This window comes from Kutzneria chonburiensis (assembly GCF_028622115.1).
In the GTDB taxonomy this organism is placed as follows: domain Bacteria; phylum Actinomycetota; class Actinomycetes; order Mycobacteriales; family Pseudonocardiaceae; genus Kutzneria; species Kutzneria chonburiensis.
Genome location: NZ_CP097263.1, coordinates 2,177,454 through 2,194,780, shown reverse-complemented (window position 1 = coordinate 2,194,780; position 17,327 = coordinate 2,177,454). Strand labels below are relative to the sequence as shown.

Genomic DNA, 17,327 nt, shown 5'->3' with positions numbered 1-17,327 from the left:
GCCAAGATCGGCATAGGCTCCCACCCGTGCAGCAAAGACACCTCGGCCGCAGCGGCCTTCGGGTCTCCCGGCTGGCGCTGGGCACCATGACCTGGGGCAAGGACACCGACGCCGAAGAGGCGACCAGGCAGCTCACCGCCTTCATCGAGGCCGGCGGCACACTCGTCGACACCGCCGACGTCCACCCCCACGCCGAGGAAATCCTCGGCACACTGGTCGGCGACATCGTCGAACGCGAAGACCTCGTCATCGCCACCAAAGCCGTCGCCCGCCGCGACGACGGCCCCTTCGGCGGCGGCGCCGGCCGCGGCGCCCTGCTCACCGCCCTAGACGGCTCCCTGCGCCGACTCGCCGTCGACCACATCGACCTCTGGCAGCTGCACGCCTGGGACAACAACGTCCCCCTCGAGGAAACCCTCAGCGCCGTCGACGCCGCCGCCCGCGCCGGCAAGATCCGCTACGCCGGCATCTCCAACTACAGCGGCTGGCAACTCGCCACCGCCGCCGTCAAAGCCGACTTCCCCCTGGTGTCCACCCAGGTCGAATACTCCCTGCTGGAACGCGGCATCGAACGCGAAGTCCGACCAGCCGCCGAACACCACGGCCTCGGCATCCTGTGCTGGGCCCCACTCGGACGCGGCGTGCTCACCGGCAAATACCGCAACGCGACCCCGTCAGACAGCCGCGGCGCCTCACCGCACTACGCCCCCTACGTCGAACACCACCGCAGCGAACGAGCCGCACGCATCGTGCAAGCCGTCGTCACCGCGGCCGACGGACTCGGCACCACCCCCTGGCCGTCGCCCTCGCCTGGGTCCGCGACCGCCCCGGCGTCGCCGCCCCCATCGTCGGCGCCAGAGACACCAACCAGCTCCACCACAGCCTCAACTCCGAAGACCTCACCCTCCCACCCGCCATCCGCGCCGCCCTCGACGACGTGAGCGATATCGAACTCGCCTATCCCGAACGACCGCTCGGCTGACCGGGTGTCGTGCATGACACGCAGGTGACCCCCACGTGACCACAACGCGCCGGCAGGGGATGCTGGAGACAGCACAGCACCAAGGAGGCACCCGTTGCGCCGGCTCGCAGTCGCCCTCATCGCCGGATCGGCCCTGGTCACGGGCTGCTCGTCCGGCACGAACACGGGGACGACCTCCAGGTCGCCGACACCGTCACCGCCGCGACCCCGGCCGACTCACCAGCGCTGAGCAAAACCCCCGCCGGCACCGTCCTGCCCCTCACGCAGAACGCCACGGCCATCACCGTCGACACCGCCCAGCACACCGCCGCGGTCGCCGTCGACAACCCGCCCGCGCTGCGCCTCTACGACCTGACCAGCATCGACACGCCCCCCAAGACCATCGACCTACCCGGCCGCGTCGACAACCTCAGCACGGATGGCGACACCATCCTCGCCCCCGTCCGCACCGCCAACCAGCTCCTGCGCATCACCCTGCCCACCGGCACCGTGGACAAGATCACACTCCCCGGCGGACCCGTCGCCGCCAGCACCAACGGCACCCACACCCTCGTCGCCCTCCACGACACCAAAGCCGTCGCCGTACTCAACGGCACCACAACCGAACGCACCATCACCGGCCTCGCCAGCGCCGACCAAGCCCTCCAGATCGGCGACAAAGCCGTCGTACTCGACAAACTCCGCACCGCCGTCTTCGACCTCGACCCGGCCACCGGCAAGATCGGCGCCGGCCTGCGCGCCGGCGACGGCGCCACCAACGCCGTCACCGACAACTACGGACGCGTCCTGGTCACCGACCGCCGCGGCGGCGAACTCCTCGTCTACAAACCCGACACCCTCGTCGAACTCCAGCAATACCCCGTCCCCGGCGCCCCCTACGCCATCGCCTACGACGCAGCGCGCCACCTCGCCTGGGTCACCCTCACCGCGACCAACCAGGTCGTCGGCTACGACGTCGCCGGCGGCGAACCCGTCGAAAAACACCGCATCGACACCGTCCGCCAACCCAACTCGGTAGCGGTCGACCCCACCACCGGACGCGTGCTCGTCGCGTCCGCCGACGGCGGAGGAGTACAGGTGATCAACCCATGACAGCAGCCACGAACGAGGTGGTCGACGGCGACTGGGAATACCGCGGCCTGCGACTGCCGCCCGCGGTCTCCCGCCGCACCGCCGCCACCCAACTCGCCATCCACGCCGAATTCGCCGGCTGGGAACTGTCCCGCGTCCTGCTCTACGGCGACGGCACCCGCAAGGTCTGGCTCCGCCGCAAACGCCGCGCCGACAGCCTCGCCCCCGGCCCCATCAGCTAGAACCGACCAACCCACGCACCAACCGCACCACCTCGTCAGGACGCTCCAACGGCACCATGTGCCCGGCGCCCGGCAGCACAACCGCGTCCCCGGACCCCACCGCCTTCACCAACGCCTGCGCATTCGACGACGGACACAACCGGTCCCGCTCACCCACCGCGGCCACCACCGGCACCCGCGCCGCCACCGTCAACGCCGCCTCCCGGTCATACCGGTCGAAGGCCGGACGGAACAACGCCACCGTCGCCGGCCAGTGCTCCGCCACCATCTCCGCGGTCAACGCCGCGTCATCCTCATCCGCGTCGTCACCGAACAGCCACCACTTCAACCCGGCGGCCTTGGCCGGCTCGATCCGACCCCGGATATGCCGCACCACCGGCCCGAAAACCTTCTCCAACTCCTCCACGAGCTTGCCGACGGCCTGCGGCCACGCCAGCGACGTCTCACCACGGCGGCCCACGGCCGTCGACAGGAACGCCAAGCCCGACACCCGCTGCGAGAACAACCGCGGATGCCGCTCCACCAGCGCCATCGTCGCCATGCCACCCATCGAATGGCCGACCACGATCACCCGCTCGGAGTCCACACCCCGCTCGATCAACTCGGCCAGGTCATCACCCAGCTGCTCGATCGTGGCGGTCTCCGCCGTCGCCGGACCCGACTGCCCGTGCCCACGATGGTCATAGGCCACGACCTGCAACTGGTCATGCGCCAACTCCGGGATCACCCGATGCCAACTGCGGTGATCCAACGCGTAACCGTGCGCCAGCACCACGGTCACCGGTGCGTCCGGAGCACCGGACCGAACCACGTTCAGCCCGACTCCGTCTTCCAGCGGGAAGACTTCATCCATTCGTGAATCGTGTCATGTAGTCAGGACACCTGCGACCGATGTCGTACGCTTTCGACACGGACCGAGCAGAACCAGGGGGTGCACCGTGCACGATCTCGTCACCACGTTCACCACCCTGATGACCGCCGGACCCGGCCTGGCCGGCCTCATCCTCTTCGCCGGCATCCTCATCGCCGCACTGGCCATCCACCTGCGCTCCACCCGGCACGCCGACCACGCCATCCCCCGCACCGTCGGCCTCGCCACCCGCGAGCAGGCCCGCAGCCGCCGCGTCCTGCGCCAACTCGACCCCGACGCGGCCGGACACACCCGATCCCGAGCACCTTCAGCCGCCTGACCCACCTCAGGCACCCACACTCACCCTCCGCTGAAGGGCTCACACGTGTTCGCGTTCCTCGATCCGTTCATCACGGCCGCCTACCACCTGGTCTCGTTCCTCGCCCCGCTCACCGGCACCGCCGGCGCCATCGTCGTCTTCGTCATGATCATCCGGCTCTGCCTGCACCCACTGGCCCGCATCCAGGTCCGCGGCGAGAAGACGCGCGCCGAGATCATGCCCAAGCTCAAGGACATCCAGGACAAGCACCGCGACAACCTCGACCGCCTCAACCAGGAACTCGCCGCCTTCTACGGCGGCGAAGGCAAGGGCATGTTCGCCGGCTGCCTGCCCATGCTCATCCAGCTGCCCATCTTCTCCGTGATGTACCGGCTGTTCCTCTCACCGACCGTCGCCGGCCAGCCCAACCTCCTGCTCACCCACACCCTGCTCGGCACACCGCTCAGCACGGTGTTCCTCACCTCCCCCAGCATCGCCGCGGTCTGCCTCTTCCTGCTCATGGCGGCCGTCGCCACATGGTCGGCCCTGCGGATGACCGGCGGACCCAAGCTGCTGCGGGCCGCGCCGTACGCGTCGGTCGTCTTCGCCATGTTCGTGCCGCTCGCCGCCGGCATCTACCTGCTCACCACGACCGCCTGGACCGCATTCGAACGCGCGCTGCTCATGCGGCGTGAGAAAGTCAGCGGGTGACCGAAGCCGAGCTGGCCCGAGCCGTGGCGCTGCGGGAAGCAGGGGCCCTCGACGAGGCCCGCGAGCTGCTGCTGGAGCTGTCGTCGGTCGCCCCCGACGACAGCCAGGTCGCCTACCAGACCGCCTGGGTGCACGACGCCCTCGGCCTGGAACGCGAAGCCGTCCCGTTCTACGAACGGGCCCTCGACGGCGACGGCCTCTCCTCCGTCGAACGCCGCGGCGCCATGCTCGGGCTGGGCAGCACCTATCGGACGCTCGGCCAGTACGTCGAAGCCGTGAACGTGCTGACCGCGGGTGTGCTCGAGTTCCCGACCGACCGGGCGCTCGCGGTGTTCCTGGCCATGGCCCGGTACAACGCCGGCGACGCCAAGGAAGCCGTCGCCGGCCTGCTGACCTTGTTGGTGGACACCACGTCCGACCAGGAGATCCGGCGCTACGAACGGGCCATCACGTTGTACGCCGAGGACCTGGACCGAGTCTGGTCATGACCGGCTCGAGGTCCGGGGCCTCGGTGTCGGAGGTGTCGATCTCGATCACGTCGACCCCGGCCGGCGGGGCGAAGATCGCCGCCGGCATCTCGCCCCGCCGGAACTGATCCGCCAGCCGCTGGTCCGGACGGGCGTGCAGGCGCGCGTCGATCACCTCGGGGCGGGCGACGACGTGCACCCACAGGCCAACCATGTGCGCGAGTTCCTTGGGCACCAAGGACGTCTCGAGAACGAAGCGCACGCCGGCGAGTCGCTGGGCAAGGTCGATCATGATCGCCTCGGCCTGCTCGCGGTGGGAGCCGCCGGCGGACCGCCGGAGGCCGGTCGTGATCTCGTCACGGGTCAGCAGGAGCACGCCGAGGTGACTGGCGATGGCCCGGCCGACGGTGGTCTTGCCGGCTCCTGGAGAGCCGCAGACGGCGATGACCTGGCCCTTCCCTCTGAGCGTTGTTGGGTCTTCTGTCTTGTGTTGGATACTGCTTTCAGTCGTCACTGAAGCTATAGTGATATTATTCCTAGGGACGAAGACCGTTGAGGAGGACCTCGACGAGTCGGCGGGGGTCATAGCGGGGGTCTCCGTCTCGTCCGACACACAGGTTGCCGATGCCCCGCATCAGCTCGTAGGGCTGGTAGCCGGGCCGGATGTCGCCGGACTCGACCGCGGCGGTGATCAGCGCGGCACAGACAGGCTCCAGGCGTTCCAGGAAGTACGTGTGCAGCGCGGCGAAGCGGCTGCTGTCGGACTGGAGGGCGTCGGCCAGGCCGTGCTTGGTGACCAGGAAGTTCACGAACAGGTCGATCCACCGGCTCAGCGCCTCGAACGGCGAGGAGCTCGCGGCCAGCAGGGCCGGCCCGGCCTCGGCGCAGGCCTCGATCTGGTGCTGGTAGACGGCGGTGATCAGGTCGGCTCGGGTCGGAAAGTGCCGGTAGATCGTCCCCATGCCGACGCCGGCCTTGGCCGCGATCTCGCGGATCGGCGCGTCGACGCCTGAGGTCACGAAGACCTCGGCGGCGGCGCTGAGCAGCGCCTGCTGGTTGCGCACCGCGTCGGCCCGCCTGGCGCGAGCTTCCACCATGGGACTCCCCTCGGGTTGACAAAGCGGAACATCGCTCCGGATACTTGTGGAGCAACGTTCCGCTTAAGGTTAGAGGACCTCAGCCATGACCACTACCGCACCCGTCCTGTCGTACAGCCCGCTGACCCTGGCCATGCCCGGACGGCCCGTGGACCTCCAGGTCCGCGTCTCCTCCCCCGCCACCGGCACCGACCTGCCGGTGATCGTCTTCTCGCACGGCCACGGCGCCACCAACAACCTGTCCTCGCTGAACGGGTACGCCCCCATCGTCAGCCTCTGGGCGGCGGCCGGGTTCGTCGTCGTCCAGCCCACCCATCTCGACTCGGCGACCCTCCGGGACCAGCTCACCGACGTCCCCGGAGCCCCGCTGTTCGCCGACGAGCGCCCCACGGACCTGATCCACATCATCGACCGGCTCGACGAGATCGAACGCGCCGTGCCACTGCTCCAGGGCCGCATCGACCACGACAAGATCGCCGTCGCCGGCCACTCCTACGGCGCTTGGGCGGCCAGCATTCTGTTGGGGGCCAACGGCGACCTGCTCGACCCGCGCGTCAAGGCCGGCGTGCTGCTGGGCGCGCCGGGGCGCGGCGGCGACGTCCTCAACGGGCCGATGGCCGAGGCCGTGCCGTTCATGCGCGTCATCGACTACTCGACGATGACCACGCCCGCCCTGATCGTCTACGGCGACCGTGACGACTCGCAGCACTTCACCGACCTCGGCCCCGACTGGCACGCCGACCCGTACCACCTCTCCCCCGCCCCCAAGGCCATGCTCACCGTGGTCGACTCCGGCCACATCCTCGGCGGTATCTCCGGCTACGACTCGACCGAGAGCGCGATGCTCGACGACGAGAACCCGGCCCAGGTCGAGGCCATCGGCCGACTCACCGCCGCCTACCTGCACGCCCAGTTCGACAAGCAGCCGTGGCCGGCGGCGCCCGACCCGATCGGCCGGGTGATCACCAAGTCCTGAGCCGGTTTTGGGCAGTGTGCGCCTGAAGAGGCCTGCTTTCAGTCGTCACTGAAGCTATAGTGCTATTACGCCTCTTGGATGAAGCGGTCGAGGACGCGCGTGCCGAACTCGAGGGCCTCGACCGGGACCCGCTCGTCGACGCCGTGGAACAGCGCGGTGAAGTCCAGGTCGGCCGGCAGCTTGAGCGGCGCGAAACCGAAGTTGCGGATGCCCAGCCGCTGGAACGACTTGGCGTCGGTGCCGCCGGACAGCATGTACGGCAGCAGCTTGGCCGCCGGGTCCTCGGCCAGGATCGACCGGTGCATCTGGTCGACCAGCGCGCCGTCGAAGGTCGTCTCCACCGGGGGCAGGCTCAGCCACTCCCGCTCCACGTCCGGCCCGAGGATCTCGGCCAGCTCCCGCTCGAACGCCGCCTCACGGCCGGGCAGGATGCGGCAGTCCACGGTGGCCTCGGCGATCGCCGGGATCACGTTGGCCTTGTAGCCGGCGGCCAGCATGGTCGGGTTGGCGGTGTCCCGCAGCGTCGCGCCGATCAGCCGGGAGATGCCGCCCAGCTTGGCGATCGCGCCGTCCAGGTCGTCATCGGGGAAGTCGAGGCCGGTCAGCTCGGTGACGCCGGCCAGGAACTCCCGCACCGAGTCGGTCAGCACCACCGGGAACCGGTGCCGGCCCAGCCGGGCCACGGCCTCGGCCAGCTTGGTCACCGCGTTGTCCTCGCTGACCATCGAGCCGTGCCCGGCGCGGCCGCGCACCCGCAGCTTCAGCCAGGCGATGCCCTTCTCGGCCGTTTCGATCAGGTAGGCGCGGACGCCGTCCTTGAGCGTGATCGAGTAGCCGCCGACCTCGCTGATCGCCTCGGTGCAGCCCTCGAACAGCTCCGGCCGGTGGTCGACCAGCCAGCTCGCGCCCTGCTGGCCGCCGGCCTCCTCGTCGGCCAGGAAGGCGAACACGATGTCACGGCGCGGCGTGATGCCGTCCCGCTTGAGCCGGCGGGCCACCGCCAGGCTCATCGCCACCATGTCCTTCATGTCCACGGCGCCGCGGCCCCAGACGTAGCCGTCCTGTACCGCGCCGGAGAACGGGTGCACCGACCAGTCGGACGCCTCAGCCGGCACCACGTCCAGGTGGCCGTGCACCAGCAGCGCGCCGCGGCTCGGGTCGGCGCCGGCCAGGCGGGCGACGACGTTGCCACGGCCCGGGCCCTGATCCCCGGACTCCACGTACGTCGTCTCGTAGCCGACCTCGGCGAGCTTGCCCGCCACGTACTCGGCGGCCGCCCGCTCCCCCACCAGCGTCGCGGGATCCCCGGTGTTGGTGGTGTCGATCTGGATCAGCTCACTCGCCAGCTCGACCGCTTCCCGCTCGGCCAGCCGCAGCCCGTTCTCGCTCACCAGCCATTCCTACCACCGCGCGGCCGGCCGTCCCGATCTTCGAGACTCCCCGGGTGCTCCACCTGAGTGGCTCACTTGCGCCCAAGCACCAAATGAGCCACTCACGTGGCCCCGAAATCCGCACGTGAGTGGCTCATTTGCGCTCAGGGGCCATATGAGCCACTCAGGTAGAGAGAAGATTCAGTTGTCACTGAAGCTATAGTGCTTTAATCAACCGACATCGGGGACGTCCCCGGCATTCCCCCGCGTCAACCCCGTGACCATGGTGGACAGAATCCTTTACAACGTTGTGTCCAGCCCGTAAACCGGTCTGCGAGCGTCACCTCGAACCACCGCCGAGGAGTGACATGCGCCGAACCGCGCTGACCGCTGCCCTGCTCCTGACCGTTGCCACCGTCCAACCCACGGCCGTCGCCGCACCCCATCCCCATGCCGTGACCTCGGGCAACGCCAGATTCGAGGTGTTGTCACCAACGCTGGTCCGTACCGAGTACGCCGGCGACACGCACTTCGTCGACGCACCGACGTTCAACGCGATCGGGCGAGACTCCTTCACGCCTCCCCGTTCACGTCCAAGACGGTCGACGGCTGGCTGACCATCGACACCGGCTCGCTGACCCTGCGGTACAAGGTCGGCTCGGGGGCGTTCAACACGGACAACCTCCAGGTCCAGGTGAAGGCCGGCGTGCAGGACGTAACCGCGCGGCCGTGGACGGTGCCGTCCTGCTCCCCGGCGTGCTGTGTGAGGCCGAGGACCTGACCCTGAACGGCATCGCCGTGGCCGACGACCACACCGGCTACACCGGCCGGGGCTTCGCCGCGGGCTTCCAGGCCGCCGGCAACTCACTGTCGTTCCAGGTCACGGTGGCTTCGGCCGGCACGTATCAGCTGGATGCCCGCTACGCCAACGCGACCGGCGGCGACGGGCAGAACACCACCCGCACGCTCACCGCCTCGGCGGACGGCGTGTCGCACACACTGTCGTTGCCCACGACGGCCGACTGGAACACGTGGGCGCTCGTCAACACCTCGTTCTCGCTGACGGCCGGCACGCACACCGTGACCATTGCCCGTGGTGCCAACGATTCCGGCAACGTCAACATCGACAGCCTGGCGCTCGTCACCCCAGGCTCGAGCTACCCCGCCCCTCCCCGCCGGTGGCCGGCAACTGCTCGTACGGCGCGGTCTGCGAAGCCGAGACCGGCACGTTCGGAGGCTCCGCCGCGACGGCCACCGACCACAACGACTACTCCGGCGCGGGCTTCGTCGCCGGCCTGAGCACCGGCGCGAGTGACAAGATCCACGTCACGGGCGTGCCGGCCGCCGGCACGTATTCCTTGCAGCTGCGGTATTCCAACGCCCAGCCGGCCGCGCGGCCGATCACCGTGCAGGGCAGTTCGGTGTCGTTGCCGACAACGAGCAGCTGGGACGCCTGGCGGACGATCGCCACGCCGGTGACGCTGGCCGCCGGGGCCAACGACGTGACCATCGGCTGTCCCGATGCCGCCAGTTGTGAGCTGAACATCGACACCGTTGCCGTTACGGACAGCGGAACGCAGATGTTGGCGCCGCACGCTCCCCTCGGCGGCTACCGGCGCGGCCTCGACGGCGTGAGCGGCTACGCCGTGACCACGCCGGGCCTGCTGTATCAGGACGGCTGGAGCCTGCTCGACGACACGACCTCGGCGCTCTACACCAATGGCGTTGTCTCCCAACGGCCCGCCCACGCCGGTCTCCCCTACCAGGACGGTTACGTCTTCGGCTACGGGCACGACTACCAGCGCGGACTGTCCGACCTGGCCAAGCTCACCGGCCCGTCCAAGCTGCTCCCCCGCTGGGCCTACGGCGTCTGGTACTCCGAGTACTACGACCGCACCGCCGCCCAGTACGAGAACGACATCCTGCCCAGGTTCCGGGCCGACGCCGTGCCGCTGGACGTGCTGGTCACCGACACCGACTTCAAGTCACCGTCCACATGGGACGGCTGGGAGATGGATCCGGCGAAGTTCCCCGACCCCAAGGCATTCTTCGACTGGTCGGCGGCGCAGGGCCTGCACAACACGTTGAACATCCACCCGAGCATCGTGCCCAACGACCCGCAGTACGCCCAGGCGCAGGCGACCGCCCACAACGGACTGACCAAGCAGGGCGACAACTACATCTTCGACTGGGGCAAGGCAGATCAGCTCAAGGCGTACTTCGACCTGCACCAGACCATGGAGAAGCAGGGCGCGGACTTCTGGTGGCTGGACTGGTGCTGCGAGGGCTCGTACTCCTCGCTGCCCGGCGTCACCCCGGACGCGTGGATCAACCAGCAGTACGCCGCCGACTCCAACAAGCAGATCGGTCGCGGATTCGCCTTCTCCCGGGCGTACGGATCGTTGCAGGCCGGCGGGTACAGCGGGCAGGCCGGATTGCCGACCGGGCCGTGGGCCGACAAGCGCAGCACCGTGCACTTCACCGGCGACACCACGTCCAACTGGTCCGTGCTGAAGTGGGAAGTCGGTTACACACCAGGGGAATCGGCGTCGACCGGGCTGTCAGCGGTGAGCCACGACATCGGCGGCTTCAACAACGACGGCACTCAGGCCGCCGGGGCCGAGCCGGGGAGCACGCGCGAGGCCGACGACCTGTACGCCCGGTGGGTGCAGCTCGGCACGTTCCAGCCGATCGATCGCCTGCACGGCAACCACAGCGACCGGCTGCCCTGGCAGTACGGCACCGACGCGAAGAACTCCGCCGAGAAGTTCCTGAACCTACGGGAAAACCTCGTGCCGTACACGTACACGTTGGCGCAGCAGGCTTCCGTGACCGGCATCCCGGTCGTGCGGCCGCTGTACCTCCAGTACCCGGACTCACAGGACGCGTACGCGCAGGACGGGGCCGAGTACCTGTACGGGCCGGACGTGCTGGTCGCGCCGGTGACGACGCCGGGCAGCACGGCCACGACGTCGGTGTGGTTCCCGCCCGGCAACAGCTGGACGGACTACTTCACCGGCAAGACCTACGCCGGCGGCTCGACGCAGAACGTGACGACCGACCTCGGCACCATGCCGGTGTTCATCCGATCCGGCGGCATCGTGACCACCCGTACAGCCAACGTGAACAACGATGTGCAGAACGCCTTGACGCAGGCGACGGTCACGGTGGCCGCCGGGGCCAATGGGCAGACCGCGCTGTATGAGGACAACGGCACTGACGCGTCGCACAGCGCCGCCACGACGATCCGCTACGCGGGCCAGCAGCTGACCATCGAACCGGCGGCCAGCCCTCAGGCGGGACGGCAGTGGACGGTCGTGTTCGCCAACGCCAACGCGCCGAGCAGTGTCACGGTGAACGCCCTGGCCGTCAGCACGTGGACGTACGACAGCGCGAAGCGGACGATCACCGTGACGACGCCGAGGCAGCCGACCAGCCAGGGGCTGGTGGTCGCCTACCGTTAGGGCTCCCACTCGACGAGCTGGTCGAGCACTCGCCGGTCGCCGTCGAGCTTGAGCTGGTCCACCGGGATCCGCCCGTACATGGACAGCTCGAGGTCGGCGGCGCTGGCGGTGACCGACAGGTCGGCGTCGGTGTCGGGGGCGGTGATGCGGGTGACCTGGAGGCCGTCGGAGTTGAACTCGAGCCGCCACGAGCGGCCGTCGGTGACGTGGTAGTTCATCACGGCCGGCTCGTGCGGCCAGGGCGACTTCGTGGCGTTGCAGGTGAACAGGAACTCGTCCACGCCGTCGTACGCGATCTCGTCCACCAGCGCCGCCGGCAGGCCCGCGGCCAGCTGGGCGTCGTAGGTGTGCATCGCGATCTCCTGGAGCTGGTGCCGGGCCGCGGCGCCGGACGTCTCCGGCGACTGCGAGTCGCCCCACCACGTCCAGCAGCCGCGGTCCGGACCGGCCGCTGTCAGTGCGTCCACCAGCTGCTTCGTTGACGCGGCCATCCACGCCAGCAGGGCCTCACGGTCCGGCGGCGCGGTCGCTTCGTCGGGCGCGGCCTTGGCGTCGGCCGGCCCGGCGGCGATGGTCGCGGCCCAGGCCCGACGACCGACACCAAGGTGTTGCACGAGGTCGAACAACGTCCACTCGGGGCAGGTCGGCACCGGCACGTCGAGGCTGGGCGCGGCGGCGACCGCGGCCACGAACGCGTTCGACCGTTCGTCGATCAGCCGCAGCAGGTCGGCGAACGTAAAGGTCTCTTCCACGCGCGTTGTCTATCACGTTTGCCGGCCTCGGACGACGCACTTTGCGTCATCGCCGGGTGCACCGGACGGGCGATGTCACGCGACCGTGGCGTGAACCTCCTTCACCCACGATCGCGCGCGTTCAAAACTGAGGCAATGCGATCATTCGTCAGATCGGCAGCCCTTCGCCGCGCGATCGGGGCATCATCCGCGGCGCTCCTGTGCACTGTGCTGACAGCCGGCGTCGCCAGCGCGAGTCCCGGCGAGCTCGACCCCGGCTTCGGCACGGCCGGCAAGGTCGCGCCGAACCTGCGAGCCGAGAACCTCTGGGTCCGTTCCGCCGTCCAGCACGACGACAAGACCCTCGTGCTGGTGACCTATCCTGGCGATAAGAAGGGCTACGTCTACCGGTACACGCCGGACGGCGAGCGCGACAAGAGCTTCGGCAGCAGTGGGCGGATCACGCTCGATCCCGGTCGGGCATCGGCGATAGTGGTTCAGGCGGACGACAAGTTCGTCGTGGCCAGCACGGTCTCGCCCGACGTCAGTTCCAGTCACGTGATGGTGAGCCGGTACCTGCCCGACGGTGCCGTCGACACCACGTTCGGCAGCAGCGGCAAGGTGGAGTACAGCCGCGACACCTATGCCGAGGCCGACGCCGTCGCCGTCGCGAAGGACGGCACCATCGCGGTCGGCGGCAGCGCGGCCCCGCGTCTCACCCTTGGCCGTTCTCTCATCGTCGAGTTCGACAACACCGGCAAGCTCCGCACCTCCTTCGGCGAGAACGGCTCGGCCACGTACCAACCCGGCGGCTACTACTGCAACGTCAGCGCGCTGGTGTTCCAGGACGACGGCAAAGTGGCGGCGACCATCGAGGTTCCCGCTGCTTCCCTCGAACAAGGCCAGAAGTTCTACCTGGAACGCCTGAACACCGACGGATCGACCGACTTCGCCGTGACCGACTATTTCGCCGTCGACGAGAACTCGAGCACCTCGTCGGCGCTCGCGATCACCGGCGACGGCAAGTTCCTGGTCACCGGCAAGGTGCGGATCGGCAACAGCGACACGGATTTCGGCACGATGCGTATGAACAGCGACGGCACGCTGGACGACACGTTCGGCGACCACGGCCGGGTGCGGACCAACATCAGCGTCATCAGCAACGACGCCGCACGCGCGATCATCCTCCGTGACAACGGCGACTTCGCGGTGGCCGGCACGGACGGCTACAACTTCGCTGTCGCCTGGTACGACAAGAACGGCCGCCCGGCCTCGGGATTCCTCGACCAGGGCCGGACCACCGTCGACTTCGGGTCCGAGTCGGGGGCCTACGGCATCCACGTCCAGTCCGACGGGAAGGTCGTCCTGGTCGGTCGGACGGCGCAGGGATTCGCGCTGGCACGCCTGCTCGTCGCCTGACCTTTCTGGTGGCCGGCCCTGGCCGGCCACCAGAGAACTCCCCTACGGCCGTGGTCCCGCGGCCGCCATGATCGCCTGCGCCGCGGCGGGCCAGTTGTTGTTCGTGACCACGGTGGTGTTGCTGATGATCACGTTGGTGCCGAGGTTCTTCACGACGGTGTTGTCGGTGAAGTTGTCGTGGATGGTGATGTCGTGGATGGTCGGCGTCCACATGCCGACCCAGCGGCCGGTCCGGTTGCTCACCACGTTGTCGTGGGTGTCCCAGTAGGAGCTGCCCTCGTCGTGGTAGAGCATGTTGTTGTTGTTCGGGGCATCGTGCACCCAGTTGCCGACGACCGTGCTCTCCGCCTTGATGTCCTGGCCGCCGAGCGTGTAGATGGGGCCGCCGTCGAGCAGGGTGCGCATGACGTCGTGGATGTTGTTGCCGAGGATGTGGTTGTCGCCGGAGTAGATGGTGCCGCGCCGGCAGACGGCGAGCCCCTGCTTGGCCTGGAGTTCGCACGGCGACGCCCAGCCCCATCCCCAGCCGAGTGAGATGCCGGAGTACGGCGTGTGGGCGATCTCGTTGTGCTCGATGACCGTGCGCCGGCCGTGTCCGACCCAGACGCCGACGGCGTCGTGATAGTCCTGGCCCACGTTGGTGATGGTGTTGTCGGCGATCGTGGTGTTGAGGGTCATGCGGGCCGGGTCGGTGAGGTAGTAGTCGTCGACTTCGCCGACGGCCACTCCCCCGGCGCTGGTGTCGGTGATCGTGTTGCGGGTGATGGCGGAGTTCTGTGTGCCGTCGGTGAACGCGATACCGACATCGCCGAGGTGGTCAAAGGTGTTGCCGCTGACGGTGATGTTGTTGCCACGGTGGATTTCCAGCGCGGCCGGTGGGCGCAGCGGCGCGTGCGGCGCCTTGACGGCCCACTGCACGCCGGCCTGGTTGTCGATGTAGCCGACGTGCGACGGCAGCGTCCAGGTGGTGCCGGTGAAGGTCAGTCCGGTGATCGTTACGTCGTGAACGGGCCGGACCTGGTGTGGCGTAACGGTGAACGCGTCGATCAGGAGGTTCGGGCCGGCGTTGGTCAGCGTGACGGTATGGCGGCCGGAACGAAGGTTCTGGGTCGAGTACACGACCTGCTGGGCCAGGCGGACGTCGCCGTGTTCGGAATACGTTGCCGGGTCACGCTTTCCGTCCACGGTGACGGTAAACTGGCCGCCGTCGGTGGCGGTTTCGCTGAGCACGTCCAGGCCGGTGCCGGTGAAGGTGTAGCTGACCGATGCGCCGACGGCTTGGGTGGCGTGTACGCCGTCCTGGAAGTCGCCGAGCTGGCGACCGGTGGAGTTCGTCCATGTGCCGGTGTACGTGCCGGCGGTGTCGTCGACCGGTGCGATGTGGCCGGGCGTGCCGCTGGCCTCGATCAGCGTGTCCAGCAACGGAAGTTCGACGTCGGCCCGGGCGATGTCCTGCCCGGGCAACGGGATGTAGTAGAGCTGCGAGGCCTCGCGGTCCAGGTACCACTGGCCCGGCTTGGCCAGGAACTGGTAGGCGTTCTCCAGCCAGCTGATGCCGTCCAACTTGGGCAGTCCGTTGCCGTTGAACGGGAACTGGCTGTTGATCACCGCGGTGTTGTTGTCCTGCCAGCAGTCCGGCTGCACGACCAGGTTCGACCCGGCGCCGGTGGCCGTGATCGCGGAGAGCGGACAGCGCATGTGCTTCCACTTGTTCTCCTGCACCACCTCCGCGTCACCCTGGTTGGTCACGTTGGCGAAGCTCGGATCCGGTGTGGTGAAGCCGGTCGGCGTGGCGATGAAGGTGGCCGGGTTCAGTGCGGTGCGGGCGCGTTCCGCCCTGATGCCGTCGACGAACAGCTGGCGGGTGTCGGTGCCGCGCGGCACCCGGGCGACGTAGATGTTCTTGGCCGGGTCGTGCGGCGTGAAGCCGGTGATCCGCTTCGCGCCGGTCAGCACCGGCTTTTCGCCCGGATAGGCCCGGATGGACACGTCGCTCTGGTTGAGTTGGATCGTGTCGGTCAGCCGATAGGTGCCGCCGCGCAGGTAGAGGACGGAGCCGTGGTGCAGGCGGTCGATGGCCGTCTGGACTGTGCACGGCAGGTAGCGCGCACAGGTTCGGCCGAAGCCGTCGGGCGCGGCGTAGATCGCCGTGTCGGGTGCGGCCGCCGCCGGCGCGGCCAGGCTCATGGCGGTGAGAACAGCTGCGGCCAGCCCTAAGTGCCTCATGACCAGCGCCTTTCGCCCAGTCGTCCAGAGAATCACGTGCGGCGGCGTCACCACGCTAGGCAGCAAGACATCCGATGTCAAGAACGTTTACACCGCGTTACACCGGCGATTTGACCGGTTCCAGCGACCAGTCATCTGACGATTGGCCTGGACCGGGACTACCAGCGGCAGGGTGTTGACCTGGACCGCGCACCAGCCCCTACGGTCGGGAGCCATGACGGCAATCCTGATCACCGGCGCGAACAAGGGTCTCGGGCTGGCGACCGCCCGCCAGCTCGTGTCCGCCGGGCACAAGGTCTTCCTCGGCAGCCGGGACGCGGCCCGCGGCCTTCGCGCCGCCAACGACGTCGGGGCCATGCCCGTGCAGCTCGACGTCACCGACGACGCCTCCGTGGCGGCCGCCGCCGAGGTCGTCGCCGCGGCCGGCGGGCTCGACGTACTGATCAACAACGCCGGCATCCAGGCCGAGATGAGCTCCACCGGTGTCCTCGGCGCCGGCGAGCACACCGGCGACATCATGCGGACCACCTTGGAGACCAACGTCATCGGTCCCGTCCGGGTGTTGCACGCCTTCCTGCCGCTGCTCCAGCAGTCGTCCGCCCCCGTCGTCGTCAACGTCAGCAGCGGCCTTGCCTCCCTGGCCAGCCTCAGCGACCCGTCGTTCCAGGGCTACGGCTATCCCGGCGTCGCCTACCCCACCTCCAAGGCCGCCCTGAACATGATCACCGTCCAGTACGCCAAGGCCTTCCCCGGCATGCGGATCAACTCCGTCGAGCCCGGTTTCACCAAGACCGACCTCAACCACAACACCGGCCACCAGTCCGTCGAGGACGGCGCCGCCGTCATCATCGGTCTGGCCCTCATCGGGCCCGACGGCCCCACCGGCGGCTACTTCGACGCCAACGGTCCCCTGCCCTGGTGACCCCCACGCTCACCCCGGCCGTCAGGCCGGGGTGAGCAGCGCTGCGTCACTCGGCGCGGCGGCGTCGAAACTCCGCAAGCCATCCCCGCACTTGGTCATCCCCGTACAGGTACTGCGCGCCAGGCCCCGTCCGCATGTCGATCCCGTACAGGAGATCCAGCGCCCACCACGCCAGTTCGTCCCATTCGAGCGTGTCGTCGACGAACCATCGTCCGGCCCACCGGTCAGCCGCATCCCGGCTGATGCGTCCTTCGACCACAGCCGCGAGGCATGCCTCGATCTCGTCAAGGCCGGGCTGCGTGTCGTTCATGGTGGAGACTCAATTCAGTCGTGGACGTAGTAGTGGCCCAGCGTGTCGTCGAACCTGCCGAGCGGACGGCAGCAGCGCTTGAAAACGCCGCCCGGAACCGCACGGGCAAGGGTCGTTGCCGCCAAGCTTCTCGATGAGCTCGGTGTCCTCGCCGACGACGCGGTGACCGC

At 68.8% G+C, this 17,327-nt stretch carries 18 protein-coding genes and 2 pseudogenes; 12 read left to right on the top strand and 8 right to left on the bottom strand.

The window, feature by feature from the left end; genetic code table 11:
* Positions 1-26 precede the first annotated feature (26 nt).
* The 3 genes and pseudogenes from M3Q35_RS10070 (at position 27) to M3Q35_RS10060 (ending at position 2,295) form a co-directional block, all read left to right on the top strand.
* Positions 27-982: pseudogene (locus M3Q35_RS10070) on the top strand (aldo/keto reductase).
* A 489-nt stretch (positions 983-1,471) separates the two neighbouring features.
* The gene (locus M3Q35_RS10065; RefSeq protein WP_273941405.1) at positions 1,472-2,074 is read left to right on the top strand and encodes a YncE family protein; all 603 of its coding nucleotides are present in this window, start codon (positions 1,472-1,474) and stop codon (positions 2,072-2,074) included.
* A complete protein-coding gene (locus tag M3Q35_RS10060) occupies positions 2,071-2,295 on the top strand; it encodes a DUF5703 family protein (protein ID WP_273941404.1) in 225 nt (74 codons plus the stop codon). The genes M3Q35_RS10065 and M3Q35_RS10060 overlap by 4 nt, the downstream gene beginning before the upstream one ends.
* On the opposite strand, the gene M3Q35_RS10055 is transcribed toward M3Q35_RS10060, so the two are convergent.
* A complete protein-coding gene (locus M3Q35_RS10055) occupies positions 2,288-3,148 on the bottom strand; it encodes an alpha/beta fold hydrolase (protein WP_273941403.1) in 861 nt (286 codons plus the stop codon). The genes M3Q35_RS10060 and M3Q35_RS10055 overlap by 8 nt on opposite strands.
* Before the next feature lie 85 nt (positions 3,149-3,233).
* Between M3Q35_RS10055 and M3Q35_RS10050 the strand changes: the two genes are divergently transcribed.
* The 3 genes from M3Q35_RS10050 to M3Q35_RS10040 are packed head-to-tail and all read left to right on the top strand — an operon-like array spanning position 3,234 to position 4,663.
* Positions 3,234-3,485, top strand: a complete 252-nt coding sequence (locus tag M3Q35_RS10050) for a DUF6412 domain-containing protein (RefSeq protein WP_273941402.1) — start codon at positions 3,234-3,236, stop codon at positions 3,483-3,485.
* A gap of 45 nt (positions 3,486-3,530) precedes the next feature.
* Complete coding sequence (locus tag M3Q35_RS10045; RefSeq protein ID WP_273941401.1) at positions 3,531-4,175, top strand: YidC/Oxa1 family membrane protein insertase; 645 nt, start codon at positions 3,531-3,533, stop codon at positions 4,173-4,175.
* Positions 4,172-4,663, top strand: a complete 492-nt coding sequence (locus M3Q35_RS10040; protein ID WP_273941400.1) for a tetratricopeptide repeat protein — start codon at positions 4,172-4,174, stop codon at positions 4,661-4,663. Before M3Q35_RS10045 ends, M3Q35_RS10040 begins: the two co-directional genes overlap by 4 nt.
* Here M3Q35_RS10040 and M3Q35_RS10035 read toward each other — a convergent pair.
* Together M3Q35_RS10035 and M3Q35_RS10030 are read right to left on the bottom strand one after the other, a co-directional pair.
* On the bottom strand, positions 4,623-5,156 hold the full coding sequence (locus M3Q35_RS10035) for a P-loop nucleotide/nucleoside kinase family protein (protein ID WP_273941399.1): 534 nt from the start codon (positions 5,154-5,156) through the stop codon (positions 4,623-4,625). The two genes, M3Q35_RS10040 and M3Q35_RS10035, sit on opposite strands and share 41 nt — an antisense overlap.
* Positions 5,157-5,178: 22 nt before the next feature.
* Positions 5,179-5,739, bottom strand: coding sequence for a TetR/AcrR family transcriptional regulator (locus M3Q35_RS10030; protein ID WP_273941398.1), 561 nt, complete (start codon positions 5,737-5,739; stop codon positions 5,179-5,181).
* An 85-nt stretch (positions 5,740-5,824) separates the two neighbouring features.
* Between M3Q35_RS10030 and M3Q35_RS10025 the strand changes: the two genes are divergently transcribed.
* On the top strand, positions 5,825-6,715 hold the full coding sequence (locus M3Q35_RS10025) for an alpha/beta hydrolase family protein (protein ID WP_273941397.1): 891 nt from the start codon (positions 5,825-5,827) through the stop codon (positions 6,713-6,715).
* Positions 6,716-6,780: 65 nt separating this feature from the next.
* Here the strand turns inward: M3Q35_RS10025 and M3Q35_RS10020 are convergent, their stop codons facing one another.
* Positions 6,781-8,106 (bottom strand): M20/M25/M40 family metallo-hydrolase, encoded by a 1,326-nt coding sequence (locus M3Q35_RS10020; RefSeq protein ID WP_273941396.1) that lies wholly within the window; start codon positions 8,104-8,106, stop codon positions 6,781-6,783.
* Between the two features lie 347 nt (positions 8,107-8,453).
* Here M3Q35_RS10020 and M3Q35_RS10015 point away from each other — a divergent pair, with 347 nt between their 5' ends.
* From M3Q35_RS10015 to M3Q35_RS10005, 3 genes and pseudogenes are all read left to right on the top strand, one after another.
* Entirely contained in the window at positions 8,454-8,702 is a 249-nt protein-coding gene (locus M3Q35_RS10015; protein WP_273941395.1) for a hypothetical protein, read from the top strand.
* A 112-nt stretch (positions 8,703-8,814) separates the two neighbouring features.
* A pseudogene (locus M3Q35_RS10010) lies at positions 8,815-9,165 on the top strand (CBM35 domain-containing protein); the annotation flags it as partial.
* A 98-nt stretch (positions 9,166-9,263) separates the two neighbouring features.
* A complete protein-coding gene (locus M3Q35_RS10005) occupies positions 9,264-11,549 on the top strand; it encodes a TIM-barrel domain-containing protein (RefSeq protein ID WP_273941394.1) in 2,286 nt (761 codons plus the stop codon).
* On the opposite strand, the gene M3Q35_RS10000 is transcribed toward M3Q35_RS10005, so the two are convergent.
* Positions 11,546-12,301 carry a maleylpyruvate isomerase N-terminal domain-containing protein gene (locus M3Q35_RS10000; RefSeq protein WP_273941393.1) on the bottom strand — a complete coding sequence of 252 codons (756 nt, stop codon included), beginning with the start codon at positions 12,299-12,301 and terminating at the stop codon, positions 11,546-11,548. The genes M3Q35_RS10005 and M3Q35_RS10000 overlap by 4 nt on opposite strands.
* A gap of 207 nt (positions 12,302-12,508) precedes the next feature.
* On the opposite strand from M3Q35_RS10000, the gene M3Q35_RS09995 reads away from it, so the two are divergent.
* Positions 12,509-13,699 carry an NHL repeat-containing protein gene (locus M3Q35_RS09995; protein ID WP_273941392.1) on the top strand — a complete coding sequence of 397 codons (1,191 nt, stop codon included), beginning with the start codon at positions 12,509-12,511 and terminating at the stop codon, positions 13,697-13,699.
* Positions 13,700-13,741: 42 nt separating this feature from the next.
* Here M3Q35_RS09995 and M3Q35_RS09990 read toward each other — a convergent pair whose 3' ends face one another.
* Positions 13,742-15,925, bottom strand: a complete 2,184-nt coding sequence (locus tag M3Q35_RS09990) for a right-handed parallel beta-helix repeat-containing protein (RefSeq protein ID WP_273941391.1) — start codon at positions 15,923-15,925, stop codon at positions 13,742-13,744.
* A gap of 214 nt (positions 15,926-16,139) precedes the next feature.
* Here M3Q35_RS09990 and M3Q35_RS09985 point away from each other — a divergent pair, with 214 nt between their 5' ends.
* Positions 16,140-16,847 (top strand): SDR family NAD(P)-dependent oxidoreductase, encoded by a 708-nt coding sequence (locus M3Q35_RS09985; protein ID WP_273941390.1) that lies wholly within the window; start codon positions 16,140-16,142, stop codon positions 16,845-16,847.
* A gap of 46 nt (positions 16,848-16,893) precedes the next feature.
* Here M3Q35_RS09985 and M3Q35_RS09980 read toward each other — a convergent pair whose 3' ends face one another.
* Both M3Q35_RS09980 and M3Q35_RS48805 read right to left on the bottom strand, forming a co-directional pair.
* On the bottom strand, positions 16,894-17,157 hold the full coding sequence (locus M3Q35_RS09980; protein WP_273941389.1) for a hypothetical protein: 264 nt from the start codon (positions 17,155-17,157) through the stop codon (positions 16,894-16,896).
* 9 nt (positions 17,158-17,166) lie between these two features.
* Positions 17,167-17,292 (bottom strand): SEC-C metal-binding domain-containing protein, encoded by a 126-nt coding sequence (locus tag M3Q35_RS48805; RefSeq protein ID WP_379794110.1) that lies wholly within the window; start codon positions 17,290-17,292, stop codon positions 17,167-17,169.
* Between the last annotated feature and the right edge of the window lie 35 nt (positions 17,293-17,327).